This is a genomic window from Lysinibacillus sp. TE18511, assembly GCF_054062295.1.
The window spans coordinates 77,550-94,668 of record NZ_JBSSFD010000003.1 but is presented as its reverse complement, the minus strand read 5'-3'; the positions used below and the strand labels follow the sequence as shown (position 1 = coordinate 94,668).

Here is a 17,119-nt window from a genome sequence, read left to right as displayed (position 1 = left end):
TCTTAAAAAAGCGAATATTTTTCTTTAAACATCACTTAGTAAAGTTTTCAATAGTAACTTATTTGGCTGTTGATACTTTTTAAAATAGATCTCCTGTAGCCTTTTTCCTAACCTTTCATAGTCTCCTCTCGAAGGAACTGAATTCCAAACAAATATATCTTCTGTTTTTTTTTGAATATTTAAGTATAAGCGGTCTGCTATGATTAACTCTGCTTCTTCATCTTCAGAACATAACTCAACATGGACAAAAACACGTTTTACTTGATTGAATAGATAAGGTATATCATTTATCATTGAAAATATTTTTATTTTAATGGTATCTCTATTAATAATACTTAATGTTTGTTTTAGTAATTTATGATATCGACCGATTAATACTTCTCTACGTTTAAATACGATAGCAAAGTCTTTATTTTCTAATAGCCGATCATAAAACTGATTCATGATTTCGATTTGAGCAGTTTCATGCATTTCTAATCGCTTCTTATAAAGATCTTCTTTAAATAAACTAGCTGGACCTGAAAACGTTAATATAAAATAATGAAGATGTAGTAAATTTATAAAAAGTGCCCCATATTCTTCTACATCTAAGGTAACGGAAAAATGTTCCATAAATATTTCCATCCAATATAAAGTTACTTGTATAAAGAGCTCCTGATTATGGTGCTGAGCAAAATTCATCAATAAACTTGCGTCATTATCTTTCTTCTGATAATGACGCATGCAGCAAGTTACGGAAAATGAAAACATTGTTTCTAATTCAATTTCTTCTTCTGATAAAGTTGTAAATTCTTCGAAGATATACTTGATTTTTTCCGATAATTGCTCATAGTTATGATGATGTTTTGTAAAGTTTGCATACATTGGATGATATTCAATTAAGCAACCTAATTTTGCACGTGTTAGGCAAATGGCAAGCCAGTATAAAACGGGTTCGGAGTATTCTATATTTACTTCCTTCATTCTTTCTAGAATTTCTTCTCTTGATACGAGAGTAAATGGCCATACTTCCCCCCAACACGAGTTCCAATAGAACAAGAAGTAGAAATAACGAATTTGTTTTTCCGCACCTTCAAAAATGACCGTTTCAAGGGATGTATACTTTAAATGAAATTTACTTAACAAAGGTTTAACTTTTTTTATACGTCGATATATGGAGGGTACACTGGTGAAATTTTCTAAGGCAAACATATTAATATCATTAAAATTATTGTAAAAAATCTGATCAAAAGCTCTATATGTTAATGACTTTTGTAAATAATATCTTTCTACCGTTTTAATAGAGAAATTGTCTTTGTAGTCCAATTGAAAATACTTATGCTCTACTTTTTGGATAACCGCAGATTCTGTAATAAATCCCAAATCATTCGAAATTCCCTCAATTATTTTTATAATTGTTCTTTCTGACAGAGACATCTTTTGAGCTAACTCTAAACTTGAATACAGTCTCTGTTCTTTATACATATGATGTAAAACCTTTATTTTTTGTAAAGCTAAACGATCTAAAAAATTATACATAAAAACACCTCAATGTCTTACGCTAACAATTTATAGCTGTGTCAATAATAAACTATTAAAATTAGATAAGTTTATATAGCTCTTATCATTAAATTCTATTCCCGTTTTTCACGACACTAAACATCAAAAAGCGTTTTAATCAATACTTTTTGACTATCACAGAGGATAAACTTTATAACAAAACATACGTTTGGTGTATATTTCACTCCCATCAAATACTCTTTCAAACAACAAAAAAATCTTATTTTAATCAAATTCACTCATTTTGAGCAACCATGAATAAAGTCTCTTATTTTTCAGGATATGTAAACTATAACAAGCAATTTAAAATATGCAAAATCACTATTTGTTCGATTTTATGCATGATTTGATAATCCTAATATCCTTTCAAAACAACTTTTTCTCGGACATTTTTAAAACGATAATACTTTTTCTATTTCCAGACAAATCATTTTTCCTATGTAATTTATTATCAATAATATCGGTGTGTTGATTGACCATTTTTTTCATCCTCATTTGAAAAAGAGATATATCAAATTACGATACATCTCTATCAATTAGTCGTGTGATTTTTTCTAGTAGGGATGACTTTCCAGGACATCCGAAATTGATGCAACTTGTCGCATTGGTGTTAGTTGTTATGCACGATCAATCATAATAATTACCACGAGCTGACGTTCAATCGTATCATTTGCATCGGAAAGTACCGTCAGGATAGCCTTTAACAATACATCTATGAGCAATTTCCTCAATCGTATCTTTTGCCCCGTTCATTTCAATATCTTTGAAAGTAAAGTTACAGCCATTACTCTCCTTCTTCCATTGGGCATACAATGTTATGTATTCTGTCACTTCACATTTCGCAAAATCCCATACTTTTGTGAAGTCATTATTTTTATATCAGCCACGATTGTGTAGTCTTCCTTTTCTGGATTTGTAGGGGCTTTCACAAAAGCTTTATGTACTACCGTAGAATCGATGTACAACTATAGCATTATCTACGAATTTTATAAAATCAATGTTTGTTAGTTTTCGAGCAAATATTGATAATCATTTTATAATTAAAGACGGTTCGTCCTAGGTTAAGGATATACTGGCTCTTACAATGAAGTGATTTAATGTTATTAACTGGCATTGAACCAGGAGCAAATATGACGGCAACAACCGAAAATGCTTATAAGGAATATAGTAACCTCAAAGGCTGGAATGTACCTACCTCTTCTGCAGGCGCAATGACAGCAGCACTTAGTCAAGCGATTGCCAAAAAAGAAGAAATCATTGTTACAGGTTGGTCTCCTCACTGGAAATTCAATGCTTTTGATTTAAAATATTTAGACGATCCTAAAGGTATATATGGAGCTGAAGAATATATTGGCACATTTGCACGTAAAGGATTGAAAGAAGATAATCCAGAAGCATATTGTGTTCTCGATAACTTTCACTGGACTGCAGGAGATATAGGAAGTGTGATGTTTGATATTATGGAAGGCACTAATCCTAAAGAAGCAGCTAAAAAATGGATTAAAGAAATTGATGATAAAGTTTCAGAGTAGACAAAGGATGTAAAATAATACAAAGTTACTTTACAAGCAAGTATAGCTATAAATTGGATACTAGAAGATAAACAAAACGTCAAAAACATACATTAAGCAGATTTAATCTAAAAAGTCGATTCCGAGTACAATAAGGAATCGACTTTTAAAATTTTTTTATGCCTCCATCGCATCCAATTGTTGGTTCTGTTTAAGACGCTTCGCACCTAGTATAACGAGTGATACAATGATGCCCCCAATAATCATCATACCGATAGAGATTAAGACACCAAGTCCAGGTACTGATTCATGGTAGATTATGATTGGCGGTACTCCATATTGATTTGGCGAGACGACAAACCTCATGATTTCTAAATATGCAAGGTGAAAACCTATTGTTGTCCAAAGACTACCGGTCCATAGACGGAGTAACTGCAAACATATTCCAAAACATAGAATTAACATGATATAAAAGATATTTATAGATACTCCGGGAGTAAGGCCAACAAGCGCTTGAATAAAGGCAACTGCAACAGTGACAGATACAAATAGTAAGGTTTGAAATAATACCGATAACCAAGCTGAGAATCTATGGCGTAATGCATCATATAACATACCTCGCAATCCAAATTCCTCTGGCAAAGCTTCATAAAAAATAGCAAATAAAATATTGATTAGTAGCGCACCAAACCACTGATCAGGGGTTTGCCAGTCTTCAATGACTATCCACCCTTGAAGACTGGCTATAATGAATCCCAATGAAGCCAGTGCAGTTGCCAAGAGAACCCCGGTAATAAAGTGATTTAGCCTTTTCCAAGAATACACCGGCACCTTAGGTTTAACTCCTGTCATCTGATAGACATGCTTATATAAGTACAAAATAATAGGAACAACTAGCCCGCTCATCACAAGACCCTGAATAAAATATTGAGAATATCTTGATGAGTCGAACAACTGTGCAGAAACTTCACCGGAAAGAGAAGCTAGGAACAAACTGGCGACTAATGTTGACCATCCAGCGAGCATAAGACTTATCCATTTCATATATTCATTTCCTCCCATAAACTTTTTAATTGAATCTTTAAGTGTGTCTTTAAACTTTTGACGTCATCGTACTGTTTTACGAACGATATCTCGCTAAAGAAAGTGATACTCTTTTATGAGTTAGCGAATAGAAGGAAGCAACTGACCTTCTTGTAATTCACCTATTAAGAGTAGCTTTCTAACTTGAGTTAAAATTGGCTCTTTTAAGCTATTGAAACAATAATTTGTATGTAAACACCTCCACATCCAATATTGTATATACACTTTATATACAATATATACAAGGAGCGTAAAATTTGCAAGCTCAACTATTATCGAAATTGAAATTTGCCACCTGCTTCCTTCAGATTTAGGTCACCGCGGACACCCTTGCACTTGGCTGCCATTACTTTTGTCTTAGTGGTTCGGGACTTGCCCTCTATAGATTACGTCCACGCTGGGCGCACACGAAAAAAATCCATTCACTGAGTAATGAGTAAGTGGATCTTTTCATGTTATTTTAAGACTTCCAGATGGAAATCCTCTTTTCGGAAGCGATTTTGAAGTGATTTTATCTGACCAATTATGTACTTTTGTTTTTCCCATCTTGCTGAATTTCTCTAAATTCAACCACAAATGAATCCATTATTAATGTTCGTACTTCCTTTCCCTACAATACTTTCTTTGTATTTAATATTACATTTCCATTCCCATTTATTGAAAAATACGTGCTTTTTTTGTATGTTCGATATAATATCAGTAGAAAATATTATTATTTTAGGAAAGAAGGGGCATTATGAATTATTCCTTATTATTAGTAGATGATGAAAGAGGCTTATTAGATGTACTAGAGTTAGCACTAAGAAAAGATGGGTTTCAAAATATACATACAGCTACAACTGGAATAGAAGCTCTAAATAAAATTAAAAAGCAATCTTTCGATCTTATTATTTTAGACATTATGCTACCCGATATAGACGGTTTAGAAGTATGTAGGCAAATGAGGACACAAATAAATACGCCTATTATATTTCTAACTGCTAAAGGAACTGACATGGATAAAATTTTGGGGTTAACTATTGGAGGCGATGATTACATAACAAAACCTTTCAATTCTTTAGAGGTCATTGCACGTGTAAAAGCAAACTTAAGAAGGCAAGAATTCATAGCTAATGAACCAAACAAGTTTGAAGAAAAAAGATTTCACCTAAACAATAACGTTCAAGTATTAGAAGAATCTGGTGAAATTTATGTTGATGAAAACCTTATTGAATGTCCTGCTAAAGAATTTGAGCTCCTAATTTTTTTATGTAAGCATCCTAATCGTATTTTTAGCGTTCGGCAATTATATCAAAAAGTTTGGGGAGATTTTTACCTTGGTGACGAGAAGACAGTGGCCATTCATATTTCTAGATTGAGAAAAAAGATTGAAGCAGATCCTAGAAAGCCCTCTACCATAGTAAATGTGCGGGGATTAGGCTATAAGTTAATTTTAAAAGACAAGGAGCAAAAAGATTGAAAATATTTTTGCGTTTTATTTTTCACTTCATAAGTGTCATTAGTTTATTAGCATTCTTTATGCTTTTTATCTATATTTTATTAGCGCAACTAATAACTAACTTTATGATATCACCACATTATTTCCATATTTACGCTGCTATAATATTTGGTATTTCATTCGTCATTTTTGCAGGTTTGTATAGTTGGTATGTAATTCAACCTATGATTTATTTAATTTCTTGGATTAAACATCTATCTCAAGGAAAGTTAGAAAAACCGTACAAAAAAACTTATTTGCCTTCCTTAAAAAAAGTCATACCCAAATGGCTGAGGAAGTCAACTCAATACTTTGAAGAGTTGGAAGATCATATGGAACAACTAACCTATACTTTAGAGCAGAACAAAAGGTTGCAAAAGCAATTAGATCAATCTAAAAGAGAATGGTTATCCGGTGTATCTCATGATTTAAAAACCCCCCTTTCTTATCTTAAAGCTTATTCTAGTTTATTATTATCATCTGATTACAAATGGTCAGAGGAAGAAAAGTCCAATTCTTTAAAAATTATTTATGAAAAATCTCTCAATATAGAATCACTTATTGAGGATATGAATCTTTTATTTCAATCTGAGAATGGGGATTTATTAGTTTCATTAAAGGATGTTAATATCATAGATTTTGTTGAAAATATTGTAATTGATATGGCCAACAGCCCCTTTGCAGATGGTTATAATCTAAGCTTTGAAACGAACATTTTTTCCTTACATATGAAGATAGATAAAAAACTGATGAATAGAGCATTATCTAACCTGATATTAAATGCAATAGTTCATAATCCCCCAGGTACAGATATATCAATTAGTATTTCTTACAATGAGGACATGAATATATATATAAAAGATAATGGAATCGGTATGGATGAAGATACTTTAGAACATTTATTTGAAAAGTATTATAGAAATTCTACATACAATCGTTCCCATAGCAGTGGTTTAGGCATGAGTATCGCTCAATCCTTCATAGTTTCTAATGGAGGTAAAATTAGTGTTATCAGTAAAATCAACGAAGGAACATCAATCAAAATTAATTTGCAGGATACTAATAATTATTAGTATCCTATTTATTTTGTGTTTACCTCCTGTTTACTTACGTTTAGTAGTATATACGCGAGGTGAAAGATATGGATGAATATATTATTAAAACAAGCAACTTAACAAAAAAGCATGGAAAAGTAAATTCAGTTAACAGCTTGAACTTAGAGGTACCTGAAAGAAGTATATACGGATTTCTAGGACCTAATGGAGCAGGTAAAACAACCACCATTAAAATGCTATTGGGTTTAATTAAACCTTCTAAAGGCAATATAGAGATTTTTAATAGGGATTTATTAAAGAATAGATCTTCTATTTTATCTAAAGTTGGATCTCTAGTTGAATCTCCTTCATACTATGGACACTTAAGTGGATACAAAAACCTAGAAGTAATAGCTACTATGTTGGACATAAAAAAAAGCAGAATTGATGAAGTGCTGAGATTAGTGCGCTTAACAAAGGAAGCACATAAACCTGTCAAACATTACTCTCTAGGTATGAAACAGCGATTAGGTATTGCCTCTGCATTAATTGGTGAACCAAAATTACTAATATTAGATGAACCAACTAATGGTCTAGATCCTTCAGGAATTCAGGAAATAAGAGAATTAATTATTGAAATGCCTAAGCAGTTTGGTATTACCGTGATGGTTTCTAGTCATTTATTAAGTGAAATTGATGCCATGGCTACACATGTTGGAATTATAAATGAAGGGAAATTAGTCTTTCAGGATAAATTAGATGTTTTACAAAATAAAAATAAATCTCAACTTTATCTTGAAGTCGGTAACTCTGAATCGGCTTATTCACAATTAAGAAATCAAGGGTGGGAAGTAGATCATAACTCTAATGGTCTGTTAGTAAATTCCATTTGTCGTGAAGATATCGCTAAAATTGTTGAATCTTTAGTAATGGAGAAGAATCTCATTTATAAAGTTAATGAACACAAAAGTTCATTAGAAGATATCTTTCTAAATTTAACTAAAAAGGGGCAAAGTTTATGATACTTCGCCTTTTATTAGCAGATTGGCAAAAACTAAAGAAGATACCTGTATTAGGAACTATATTAATAGGAATTATAGGCTTATGTGTTGTAATATCTGTTCAATCGTATTTTTGGAGCGATAAAGTAAGCGAATCAAAAGGCATTTTTATAATCGCCATTTTAAACTTATTCCTCCATTTTACTCTAATGGTTATAGCCACTCTTTTATCATCAATTATTGCAGGAAATGAACATGATTCTAATAATTGGAAAAAGATTTTCTCACTTCCAATATCTAAAATCCAACTATTTTTTAGTAAAGTCATTTTAGTAATTTCATTATTAGTGATTACAAGCCTCTTAATAGTAGTGGGTTCTATTGTTATCTGGTCAACCTTTGTAGGCTTCGATCAAATAATTTGGACTTTACTCTTGAAACAAATCGCTTTTTCATTTTTAGCTTCTCTACCTACTATTGCTATTCAATTATGGTTGTCACTAAGTATTAAAAATCAAGCCGTACCAATTTTAATCGGGATCATTGGTGCAGTTTCAAGTTTATTTTTAGCACGTTCTTCTTCAATTATGATTAATTTTTTACCTTGGTCATATCCTCCTTTATCCACTCCATTATTACCAAATTCTATAGATTGGGTTTGGAAAGGATTATTAGTAGGATTATTAATTTTTATTTTAGGAGCAGTAAAGTTTTCTAAACAAGAAACTCATTAAGAAAAAGGGAGTAAATAAATGTTTATACGCAGCCTTAATTCAGAAAAAATAAAAATTCAATGGTATTTTTTCTTTCTATTAATCATTTGTGAAACATTAATAAATAGCTTCTTGTCTTTTATTGCCGTAGGTCAAGACTTCGCATTAAATTGGAATAATTTCTATACTTATGCAGCTAATTTTCACTCAATGTTTTTCTTTCCTTTATTAGCTGGTTTATTCACGACATTGTTGTATCGTTATGAACATAACAATAGTAATTGGAAAAACATTCTAACAGGATCTATACCTAAACATTATATTTATTTATCAAAAATGATATGGGTCTTTTTATTTTTAATCATTACTCAATTGTTCTTCTTTCTATGTTATTTCCTAGTTGGCCAAATTTTAGGAGTAGAAGGAACGTTACCTTTATTTTCTATTTTTAAAAGTTTAGTTGGAGGTATTATAGCTATTATCCCCTTGTTAGCATTACAATCGTGGATTTCTATATATATTAAAAACTTTGGTGCATCCTTGGTAATTGTACTAGGTCTAATAATTCCAAATTTATTATTAACAGGAATGCACTCTAATTTAGGTAGCTGGTTTCCTTCTACAATACCTTTTTACACAATGATGCCACAAGGCACGCAATTTTCTCCTAGAGTCAACTTATCAAGCCTTTATACAATTGTTGCTATAACTTCAACTGTATATATATTAAGTGGCTCAATTTCTTTTCGGAAAAGGGAATGGTAATGATCGATTAAAGGAGTACAAACAAATGTTATAGAAAACTTTTTACATTAAATAATAGGTATTTTAAGAATGAACGTAATTATTTGAAATACCTATTATTCATATAATATGTGCAGTGAAAGATGTTTTTATTTTGTATCTTCGAACTTAATATTTTTCGAATTCTCCTTTTGAAGAATTAATCTAATGAAACATTATCTAGATAAAAAAGCCTGATTACAATACGCTCTCAAAGAGTTTATAAAATGGATCGTTGCATTTTTTCGTTCCCATCGATTTTTATAATTGGACTTGGCTTGGTCTCTCCCTCTAATTCTAAGTTCCACTTGAAGAATGTCAGAATAGGTTAAATCGAAGTCCTTGATTACTTCTTCACAAGCCAGTTCCTTTGACGTAATCTTTCCTGTTTTCAATGTATAATACACTCGACATAAGGTTAAGACAATGAACTCAATCCAAGAATCGAATAAAAACAAATAACTTCGGGAAGCTTTGTTCGCTATATAATGGTTAAGATTGTACTCCATCTCCTGCATAATATCCTGCCAATCTATTCTTGAGTAGTATGTAGAAAAGTTAGGGCCGTAAACAACATATGAATCGTGAACGAGCTGATAAACCGCAACTTTCATAAGCCTTCTTTCCCTCCTATACTTTGTCCCCTCAAAAAAAGGGAAAGATTTATCTAACTCCAATTGGTTTTGCTCATTCAAGGATAAGTACTCACATTCAAATTTTTTGACTAACGGATTTCTAGCTCTAACATTCTTATGAAGGTACGATAGTTTTTTTAACTCTTCGCCCGTCAATTCTCGACTAAAAACTGTCACAAAATCAATATCACTGCTCTCGGGATGAAAGGCATCTAAAACAGATGAGCCATATAAATAGACACCAAGAACTTGATTGGGAAACATTTCATTCAAGCTGCTACTATAGAGCATCATTACTTTCTTGACTTCATTATTGACCATGCTTCTTTAACCCCTTTATGTTTCGAGTACTTAACTCCTTGCTTTACGATTCCTTCCCATAATGGATATTTTTCAGGTTCAAGCATAATCATTGTAAATCCACTTAAGAAAGATAAATAAGCCCACGTTTTATCGCGAAGTTCTTGTTCGGTTTCATTTAAATTAGAGCGCTCCATCAACAATCCAGTCATTCTCTCCACAAACTCATATGTGATGGAAACGGCTTCTTGCTCTAGCTCTGGAAATCTCCCAGCTTTGGAAAACAGGTATTGTAAAATTCGTAGGTTTGTTGGATCTTCACGATACTGCCTCACGTGATGCCTCACCATCAGCTCTAATTGCTCTGATTGTTTTAAGCTATCTGGTAAATAAAGTTGTCCTTCTCTAGTTTCTTGAAATGCTTCTTTGACGGTATTCTCAAACAAATCCTCTTTGCTAGGAAAATAAAGTAAAATTGTAGCAGGATTAATACCGATTGCCTTCCCTATACTAGAAAGAGTAGTCTTAGAAAAACCCTCTCTTGGAAATTGCCTTTTTGCTTCTTTTAATATGGCATTTCGTTTTTCTAGTCTCTGTTGATTGTTGACTGTTCTTGCCATCATTATCCCTCACTATCAATTTCGCCTTGGCGTAATTGCGTCCGGATTTTGAATTGTGCACGCACAATTCATTCCTTTCAAAATCCGTGACATCAGCCGGGGCTTTATCTTCAGTAGGCGTTTGGACACCCACTGAAAAGAAACCACATCCGCTTCCATCTCACCGCCTCCAGAGGTAGGAGTCTTCTGTAGCTGACGCTTTGCTTTCGCTACAAAAACATTTGCTGAATGAAAATAAATAAATAAACGTTTATTTATTTTAAATGGATTGAACTTGGAAGTAAATACCTTTAAACACACAGATTTATTGTCTGCAATAATTAAATCATTTGAATCCATCCATTCATCTTAGTGTATTTTTATACTATGTCTAATCTCTAATATTAATAGCTGGACACTTCCCTTTGTAAAGTAATAGATCATTTAGGTATATCGGAAAATAATAATTCTCCCCCACGATTGGTAAGAAAAACCTAAAATTACTATTCTACTGTGGAATGAAAATGGTACATTAATTATTAAAAGTAATACTAGAAAGATATTGAGGTGCAATAAATGATACATAATATACCGGATCTTCATACAAAGAAAATTCTTATAGTAGATGATGAAGAAGAAATTTTGAATTTGCTGGAGGATGTTTTAAAGAAAGAGGGATTTCAACATATTTATACGTATACAACAGGAGAAGATGGCGTACGGATGTGTAGGCAAATACAGCCAGATCTTATTTTATTAGATATTATGCTTCCAGATATAGATGGATTTACTGTTTGTCAGCAAATTCGACAGTTTACATTCGTTCCAATATTTTTCTTATCGGCGAAAAATGAAGATTTAGATAAAATACTTGGATTAAGTATAGGTGGCGATGATTATATTACAAAACCTTTTAGTCCAAAAGAAGTAGCATATAAGATGAAAGCGTTTTTTAGACGTAATCAATATCAAGAAAAGGTTCAGTCTATATATCAGTTTGGAGACGTTACGATTGATGAAGCACAAGGGACAGTGTTGAAGGGGGATACATTACTAACTTTAACAGCAAAAGAATTTAACATCTTACTATTTTTAGTAAAGAATCCAAATCAAATTTTCAGTAAAGCCCGATTATACGAAGCTATCTGGGGGGAATCATACTTAGGCAATGATAATATTCTGATGGTGCATATGAGGCATTTAAGAGAAAAAATTGAAGATAATCCTTCCAAACCACTTTATCTTGTAACAGTAAGGGGACTAGGATATAAACTTCATACAAAAGGTGAATTTAGATGAAGTGGAAGGTTACAGGTCTCTATATCGCATCATTAATTGGATTAACTATGTTTATCCTAATCGCTCTATTTTTTGCTTTTAGTTATTTAGTATTTTCTTATAACCAAGAAGGAATGGACGATCCTGAAGGCTTAGTAGTAGCTTTTCAAAAAGAAATTATCGTAGAAGATAAAAGTGTTTCGATAACGAATAAAGGTAAAAAGTTTTTACAAGAGCACGGCGCATGGTTGCAAGTATTAAATCATAATAGCGATGAAGTATTTCAAATGTATAAACCAGAAAATACACCTACCCACTATTCCCCTAGTGAGCTGATTTTACGCTATAAATACGCCGTTGGGGATTATACAACGTTTGTGGCTAAGTTAGATAATAGTACACAAGCTGAAAGTTATATTATCGCTTTTCCGTCAAAACAAGCATTGCGAAAATCTGTCTATTTTAACTTTAATAATTTTACTAGTTTATATCCATATGGAATTTTAATGTTAATAGGAGTAACAATCCTTTGTATTTTATTATTTGCTTACATAGTAGCAAGGTATATGTCAAATCCTGTTGTTACGATAATTGAACATATTAACAGACTAAAACAAGGTCAATATAAACAAGTATCCAAAAAAAGAGGTATTTATGCAGATGTTTACGCAAATTTGAATCAGTTATCACATCAATTAGAGGATATTAATTTTCAAAGAAAAAAGCTAGATACGATGCGAGAAGAGTGGATTGTCAACATCTCTCATGATTTAAAGACACCACTTTCTTCTATTAAAGGATATAGTGAAGTTATAGCGAATCAAGATTATAAAATAACTGCACAAGAAATGTACAAATATGCAGAAGTAATTCAAAATAAAACAGTTTATATTGAAAAACTAGTTAATGATTTAAAACTAACCTATCAATTGAAAAATGCGTTGTTGCCTATTAAAAAAACTACAGTAGATATTATAGATCTTACTCGAGAATCGATTATTGAATTTATGAATATGCCTAATTATAAGGATCGATTGATAGAGTTTGAATGTTCTCAGGAACAACTACTTATAATAGCAGATCCGGGTTTAATTCAACGCGTGCTAGTAAATTTAATAAATAATGCGCTCATTCATACTGATATAGACACATACGTACAAGTTTATATTAAACAAACACCCACACACGCTGTTGTTACAATTATAGACAATGGTGACGGCATAAATAAGAAAGATTTACTACATATTTTTGATCGATATTACCGTGGTACAAATACTGATCCCAAAAATAGTTCAGGTTTAGGCATGGCGATTGTCAAGGAAATCATTGTAGCTCACGGTGGAGAAATTGTAGTTGAAAGCAGCAAAGGAGACGGTACTAAAATTACATTTCAGCTTCCATTAGAAGAAAATTAAGCGAAACTTAAGGTCATCTCAATTGAGGATTAAGCAAGAGCTTTCATAATAATTGATAGCTTAATCAAAAAAGAGGTGCCGATAATGGGAACTTATATTGTTGAAACAGAAAATCTGACAAAGTCATATGGAGCTGGAAATAGTGTGAGTCAGCTACATATGAGCGTCCGTGAAGGTGAAATTTATGGATTTCTAGGACCAAATGGAGCTGGAAAAACGACGACAATTAGAATGTTACTAGGATTAATAAAGCCGACTACCGGTAATATTAAAATATTCAATAAAGATTTGAAAACAAATCGATTAGATATTTTAAGAGATGTTGGTTCTCTTGTTGAATCACCATCTTATTATGGGCACTTAACAGGTTATGAAAACCTAGAAGTAATTCGGCAAATGTTACAAGTACCGAAAAAGAATATTGACGAGGTATTGCGTATCGTCCGATTAGAAAAACAAAAAGATAAACTAGTCAAACAATACTCACTTGGCATGAAGCAGCGCCTCGGCATAGCAATGGCATTACTCGGTAATCCCAAACTATTAATTTTAGATGAGCCCACAAACGGATTAGATCCTGCCGGAATTCAAGAAATTCGTGAACTCATTAAACAACTACCAAAGCAATATGGTATGAGCATTATTATTTCTAGTCACTTGTTAAATGAGATGGATCAAATTGCAACACAAGTGGGTATTATTAACAGTGGCCAGCTTATTTTTCAAGATAAAATTGAAGTATTACGTCAAAAAAGTCAGGCATTAATGAAGATACGTGTAAATGACGTAGTAAGAGCACATCAGCTTTTAGAACAGCATCAAATTCATCTTAGAATAGATGGTGATTATCTTATTACGCATCAACAAGAAGATCACTTTATTTCCCACATAAATCATTTATTAGTCCAGCAAAATTTATCAGTGTATCGGATTGAAGAAGAAAAACATACGTTGGAAGAAATATTTCTAAATTTAACGGAAAAAGGTGGTGTTCTATAAATGATCGCTACCTTAAAAAGTGAATTAATGAAATATAAAAGGAAGAAATTACTTTTAGTAGTATTTTTAATACAGTCTTTGGCATTACTTTGGTTATTTGCCATTGTGTCACAAGAAAAAAAGGAATTTCTAAATTGGGAATCGCTTCTTTCAAGAGTAAGTATGATAAATGCTTTATTTTTACCTATAATGATTGCAATCATTACTTCCCGAATAATTGATTTTGAAAACAAAGGGAATACATGGAAGCTATTGTGTGCAATTCCCACATCAAGACAGCAAGTATATATGTCTAAAATTATTTTTAGTATCGTTTTTCTTATCTATGCAGGTGTAATTTCTATTTCTGCACTTATAGTAATAGGAAAAATCTTTAATTTTGAAAGTGGAGTCCCAGTAATTTTATTGCTGAAATACGGTCTTTTTACCATTATAGGATGTATTCCTATGGTTATTTTGCAACTCTGGATATCTTTGATCGTGAAAAATCAAGTATTTGCTTTAACAGCAGGCGTAATAGGCTCATTTCTCGGATATTTCGGGCAGATGTTTCCTTGGAAAGCATGGATAATTTGGACTTATTCCTCAATGACAAATCCTATCTCTTGGGCGTTTTCCAATGGAAAAATAGTATTTTTCCCAAACCAAGAAGTCATGATGAGTCTTTCGTTAAGTTTAGGAGTTAGTTTATTACTTATCATTCTTAGCACTGTTCATTTTTCACACAAAGATATTCATTAGGAGGATGCAAATATGTTATTAAACTCATTTCGATGTGAACTATTAAAATTAAAACGTTCTAAAATATGGATTGTAATGACACTCCTTCCGCTTTTTTGTATTACGCTTGGACTCATAAACTTTCGAGTAAACTATGATGTCTTAATGGACAGCTCAACAAATGAGTGGGAGCAAGCTTGGACACAAGTTGGTTTAATCTATGGATTATTTTTATTTCCTGTCATCGTAAGCATTTATTGCGCATTTGTATGCCGCTTTGAACATAGTGAAGGGAATTGGAAAAAAATTATTTCTTTACCCGTTCCATTTCGAAACGTCTACCTTGCAAAGTTATTAGTCATCTTTTTGTTAACTTTCTTGACTCAAATATTTTTTTTATTTGCTTATATCGTAATTGGTACGCTACTAGGTATTACAAGTCCTATCCCTTGGTTTTCATTATTAAATTGGTCCTTTAATGGATGGATTGGTACATTTTCAATTGCTGCTCTACAATTATCTCTTTCGTCTTCAATAAAAAGTTTTGCTGTTCCAGTTGGAATGAGTTTTGGTTTTACGTGTATCGGAATGATATTTCATTACTTAAATATTCCGTATATATGGCCATTCGCGCAACCAGGATTTGCAATGGATCCAATTCATTTAGAAGGCTTGCAAACTTTCCTTCAGTTCAGTGGATTTTATTTGTTAAGTTTCTTATTTGTTATGATCTTTACTTTTGTTGGCGTTCGAAGATTTACCATAAAGGATATTATTTAAATATGAGGACATGAATAAAAAGAGCCGAATTTGGCTCTTTTTATCGTCGCTAACGCTATCACTTTAAATCGACTGGTTGTTGTTGTGTCACACAATGAATCATACCACCATCTTTATAAAGCTCCCTTACATCAATACCTATTACCTTACGATCAGGGTATAGTTTTTGGATGATATCGTTCGCTATTTTATCATTAGGATCATTATAATTCGGAACTAATACAACTGTATTCCCAATATAAAAATTCACATATGAACCTTTGTATTCCAAATTCTTTCCGTTATCTAAAATTACATTATTTTTACTGATTGGTAAATACACATACTGATAAGGTTCGTTGAAGGCATTCTTTGCATTCATTAATGTTTGAATATCCTTATTGGAGACACCCCATTCTTCTAAATCATCTTGTCTCAAAGTAATGATTGTAGACTTATCATAAAATTTTGCAAAGCCATCAATATGAAAATCGGTTATATCTAGATTCGGCACTCCATCTAACCAAATAAAGTTAGTAGCACCGAGATTTTCTTCTATATACTCCTCAATTTCTGATTTTGATAAATGAGGGTTTCGATTTTTATTGGTAACAGCACTATGTGTCGATAAAAAAGTGCCATTACCATCTAGTTCAAATGCTCCACCTTCAAGTACTACACTATTTAAATTAATTCTCTCCATACCTAACTGCTTACTAAGAACACTTGGTATTAATGCATCTTTTTTGTATGGCGTTTTCTTCCCCCATCCATTAAATCCCCAGTCCATGAGTTTCATATTGTTATTTTTATCGTATACAAAAATTGGTGCAGTATCTCTTGCCCATACATCGTCAGTAGGAACAATATAAAAATCAATTTTGTCCATATTTATGCCCTCAGCATACAGAAGATCATAAATATAGTTCTTTTCATATTCGTCATATGCGATAATATGAACATTTTCTCCTTCGCTAAGGGCAGCTGTCATCTCGATCCAAATTGGTTCAACCTTTTCTTCATAGTCTTTACCATATGTAAAGCTATGGGGCCATTGCAACCACGTACCTTCATGTTTGCTACTTTCATCAGGCATCGTGTATTTACCTACATATTGTTTTTCCAATTGACTCCCTTCAACTTCACTTGGGTTACATCCCCCCATAATGATTCCAGCCGTTAATACAGCGCCTGTGCAAAGTACAATGATCTTTTTCATATCCAAGATCTCCTTTTATTGTGATAGCTTTCTCTTGGAGTAGAATAAGCTTTG

At 32.3% G+C, this 17,119-nt stretch carries 17 protein-coding genes and 1 pseudogene; 11 read left to right on the top strand and 7 right to left on the bottom strand.

Annotated elements, in window-relative coordinates; all coding sequences use genetic code 11:
• Positions 1-24: 24 nt before the first annotated feature.
• On the bottom strand, positions 25-1,518 hold the full coding sequence (locus ACVWXS_RS03250) for a helix-turn-helix domain-containing protein (protein WP_456956008.1): 1,494 nt from the start codon (positions 1,516-1,518) through the stop codon (positions 25-27).
• 687 nt (positions 1,519-2,205) lie between these two features.
• Positions 2,206-2,292: a hypothetical protein gene (locus ACVWXS_RS03245; RefSeq protein ID WP_456956160.1), complete on the bottom strand. Its 87-nt coding sequence runs from the start codon at positions 2,290-2,292 to the stop codon at positions 2,206-2,208.
• 350 nt (positions 2,293-2,642) lie between these two features.
• Here ACVWXS_RS03245 and ACVWXS_RS03240 point away from each other — a divergent pair.
• Positions 2,643-3,071, top strand: a pseudogene (locus tag ACVWXS_RS03240) (glycine betaine ABC transporter substrate-binding protein); the annotation flags it as partial.
• A gap of 156 nt (positions 3,072-3,227) precedes the next feature.
• Here the strand turns inward: ACVWXS_RS03240 and ACVWXS_RS03235 are convergent.
• On the bottom strand, positions 3,228-4,094 hold the full coding sequence (locus ACVWXS_RS03235) for a CPBP family intramembrane glutamic endopeptidase (protein WP_456956006.1): 867 nt from the start codon (positions 4,092-4,094) through the stop codon (positions 3,228-3,230).
• A gap of 772 nt (positions 4,095-4,866) precedes the next feature.
• Between ACVWXS_RS03235 and ACVWXS_RS03230 the strand changes: the two genes are divergently transcribed.
• From ACVWXS_RS03230 to ACVWXS_RS03210, 5 genes are all read left to right on the top strand, one after another.
• On the top strand, positions 4,867-5,592 hold the full coding sequence (locus ACVWXS_RS03230) for a response regulator transcription factor (protein ID WP_456956158.1): 726 nt from the start codon (positions 4,867-4,869) through the stop codon (positions 5,590-5,592).
• Positions 5,589-6,683: an ATP-binding protein gene (locus ACVWXS_RS03225; RefSeq protein WP_456956004.1), complete on the top strand. Its 1,095-nt coding sequence runs from the start codon at positions 5,589-5,591 to the stop codon at positions 6,681-6,683. Before ACVWXS_RS03230 ends, ACVWXS_RS03225 begins: the two co-directional genes overlap by 4 nt.
• A 68-nt stretch (positions 6,684-6,751) precedes the next feature.
• The gene (locus tag ACVWXS_RS03220; RefSeq protein WP_456956002.1) at positions 6,752-7,666 is read left to right on the top strand and encodes an ABC transporter ATP-binding protein; all 915 of its coding nucleotides are present in this window, start codon (positions 6,752-6,754) and stop codon (positions 7,664-7,666) included.
• Positions 7,663-8,379, top strand: coding sequence for an ABC transporter permease (locus ACVWXS_RS03215; protein WP_456956000.1), 717 nt, complete (start codon positions 7,663-7,665; stop codon positions 8,377-8,379). Before ACVWXS_RS03220 ends, ACVWXS_RS03215 begins: the two co-directional genes overlap by 4 nt.
• Positions 8,380-8,397: 18 nt before the next feature.
• Entirely contained in the window at positions 8,398-9,123 is a 726-nt protein-coding gene (locus tag ACVWXS_RS03210) for an ABC transporter permease (RefSeq protein WP_456955998.1), read from the top strand.
• 194 nt (positions 9,124-9,317) lie between these two features.
• On the opposite strand, the gene ACVWXS_RS03205 is transcribed toward ACVWXS_RS03210, so the two are convergent.
• The 3 genes from ACVWXS_RS03205 to ACVWXS_RS03195 are packed head-to-tail and all read right to left on the bottom strand — an operon-like array spanning position 9,318 to position 11,035.
• Positions 9,318-10,097 (bottom strand): nucleotidyltransferase domain-containing protein, encoded by a 780-nt coding sequence (locus tag ACVWXS_RS03205; protein ID WP_456955996.1) that lies wholly within the window; start codon positions 10,095-10,097, stop codon positions 9,318-9,320.
• A complete protein-coding gene (locus ACVWXS_RS03200) occupies positions 10,070-10,696 on the bottom strand; it encodes a TetR/AcrR family transcriptional regulator (protein WP_456956156.1) in 627 nt (208 codons plus the stop codon). The genes ACVWXS_RS03205 and ACVWXS_RS03200 overlap by 28 nt, the downstream gene beginning before the upstream one ends.
• A gap of 15 nt (positions 10,697-10,711) precedes the next feature.
• Positions 10,712-11,035, bottom strand: a complete 324-nt coding sequence (locus ACVWXS_RS03195) for a hypothetical protein (RefSeq protein WP_456955994.1) — start codon at positions 11,033-11,035, stop codon at positions 10,712-10,714.
• A gap of 216 nt (positions 11,036-11,251) precedes the next feature.
• On the opposite strand from ACVWXS_RS03195, the gene ACVWXS_RS03190 reads away from it, so the two are divergent.
• The 5 genes from ACVWXS_RS03190 (at position 11,252) to ACVWXS_RS03170 (ending at position 15,867) form a co-directional block, all read left to right on the top strand.
• The gene (locus ACVWXS_RS03190; protein WP_456955992.1) at positions 11,252-11,974 is read left to right on the top strand and encodes a response regulator transcription factor; all 723 of its coding nucleotides are present in this window, start codon (positions 11,252-11,254) and stop codon (positions 11,972-11,974) included.
• Positions 11,971-13,368 (top strand): sensor histidine kinase, encoded by a 1,398-nt coding sequence (locus ACVWXS_RS03185; RefSeq protein WP_456955990.1) that lies wholly within the window; start codon positions 11,971-11,973, stop codon positions 13,366-13,368. Before ACVWXS_RS03190 ends, ACVWXS_RS03185 begins: the two co-directional genes overlap by 4 nt.
• A gap of 84 nt (positions 13,369-13,452) precedes the next feature.
• Positions 13,453-14,367 (top strand): ABC transporter ATP-binding protein, encoded by a 915-nt coding sequence (locus ACVWXS_RS03180; protein WP_456955988.1) that lies wholly within the window; start codon positions 13,453-13,455, stop codon positions 14,365-14,367.
• On the top strand, positions 14,368-15,108 hold the full coding sequence (locus ACVWXS_RS03175; protein WP_456955986.1) for an ABC transporter permease: 741 nt from the start codon (positions 14,368-14,370) through the stop codon (positions 15,106-15,108).
• A gap of 12 nt (positions 15,109-15,120) precedes the next feature.
• Positions 15,121-15,867, top strand: coding sequence for an ABC transporter permease (locus ACVWXS_RS03170; RefSeq protein WP_456955983.1), 747 nt, complete (start codon positions 15,121-15,123; stop codon positions 15,865-15,867).
• 58 nt (positions 15,868-15,925) lie between these two features.
• Here the strand turns inward: ACVWXS_RS03170 and ACVWXS_RS03165 are convergent, their stop codons facing one another.
• On the bottom strand, positions 15,926-17,065 hold the full coding sequence (locus ACVWXS_RS03165) for an agmatine deiminase family protein (RefSeq protein WP_456955981.1): 1,140 nt from the start codon (positions 17,063-17,065) through the stop codon (positions 15,926-15,928).
• Positions 17,066-17,119: the final 54 nt, after the last annotated feature.

Bases quoted from the DNA above. Each gene is read 5' to 3' on its own strand.
- ACVWXS_RS03215 (WP_456956000.1), top strand. From the start codon at position 7,663: ATGATACTTCGCCTTTTATTAGCAGATTGGCAAAAACTAAAGAAGATA.
- ACVWXS_RS03165 (WP_456955981.1), bottom strand. From the start codon at position 17,065: ATGAAAAAGATCATTGTACTTTGCACAGGCGCTGTATTAACGGCTGGA.
- ACVWXS_RS03190 (WP_456955992.1), top strand. From the start codon at position 11,252: ATGATACATAATATACCGGATCTTCATACAAAGAAAATTCTTATAGTA.
- ACVWXS_RS03195 (WP_456955994.1), bottom strand. From the start codon at position 11,035: ATGGATTCAAATGATTTAATTATTGCAGACAATAAATCTGTGTGTTTA.
- ACVWXS_RS03205 (WP_456955996.1), bottom strand. From the start codon at position 10,097: ATGGTCAATAATGAAGTCAAGAAAGTAATGATGCTCTATAGTAGCAGC.
- ACVWXS_RS03175 (WP_456955986.1), top strand. From the start codon at position 14,368: ATGATCGCTACCTTAAAAAGTGAATTAATGAAATATAAAAGGAAGAAA.
- ACVWXS_RS03180 (WP_456955988.1), top strand. From the start codon at position 13,453: ATGGGAACTTATATTGTTGAAACAGAAAATCTGACAAAGTCATATGGA.
- ACVWXS_RS03200 (WP_456956156.1), bottom strand. From the start codon at position 10,696: ATGGCAAGAACAGTCAACAATCAACAGAGACTAGAAAAACGAAATGCC.
- ACVWXS_RS03250 (WP_456956008.1), bottom strand. From the start codon at position 1,518: ATGTATAATTTTTTAGATCGTTTAGCTTTACAAAAAATAAAGGTTTTA.
- ACVWXS_RS03185 (WP_456955990.1), top strand. From the start codon at position 11,971: ATGAAGTGGAAGGTTACAGGTCTCTATATCGCATCATTAATTGGATTA.
- ACVWXS_RS03245 (WP_456956160.1), bottom strand. From the start codon at position 2,292: ATGAACGGGGCAAAAGATACGATTGAGGAAATTGCTCATAGATGTATT.
- ACVWXS_RS03210 (WP_456955998.1), top strand. From the start codon at position 8,398: ATGTTTATACGCAGCCTTAATTCAGAAAAAATAAAAATTCAATGGTAT.
- ACVWXS_RS03170 (WP_456955983.1), top strand. From the start codon at position 15,121: ATGTTATTAAACTCATTTCGATGTGAACTATTAAAATTAAAACGTTCT.
- ACVWXS_RS03235 (WP_456956006.1), bottom strand. From the start codon at position 4,094: ATGAAATGGATAAGTCTTATGCTCGCTGGATGGTCAACATTAGTCGCC.
- ACVWXS_RS03220 (WP_456956002.1), top strand. From the start codon at position 6,752: ATGGATGAATATATTATTAAAACAAGCAACTTAACAAAAAAGCATGGA.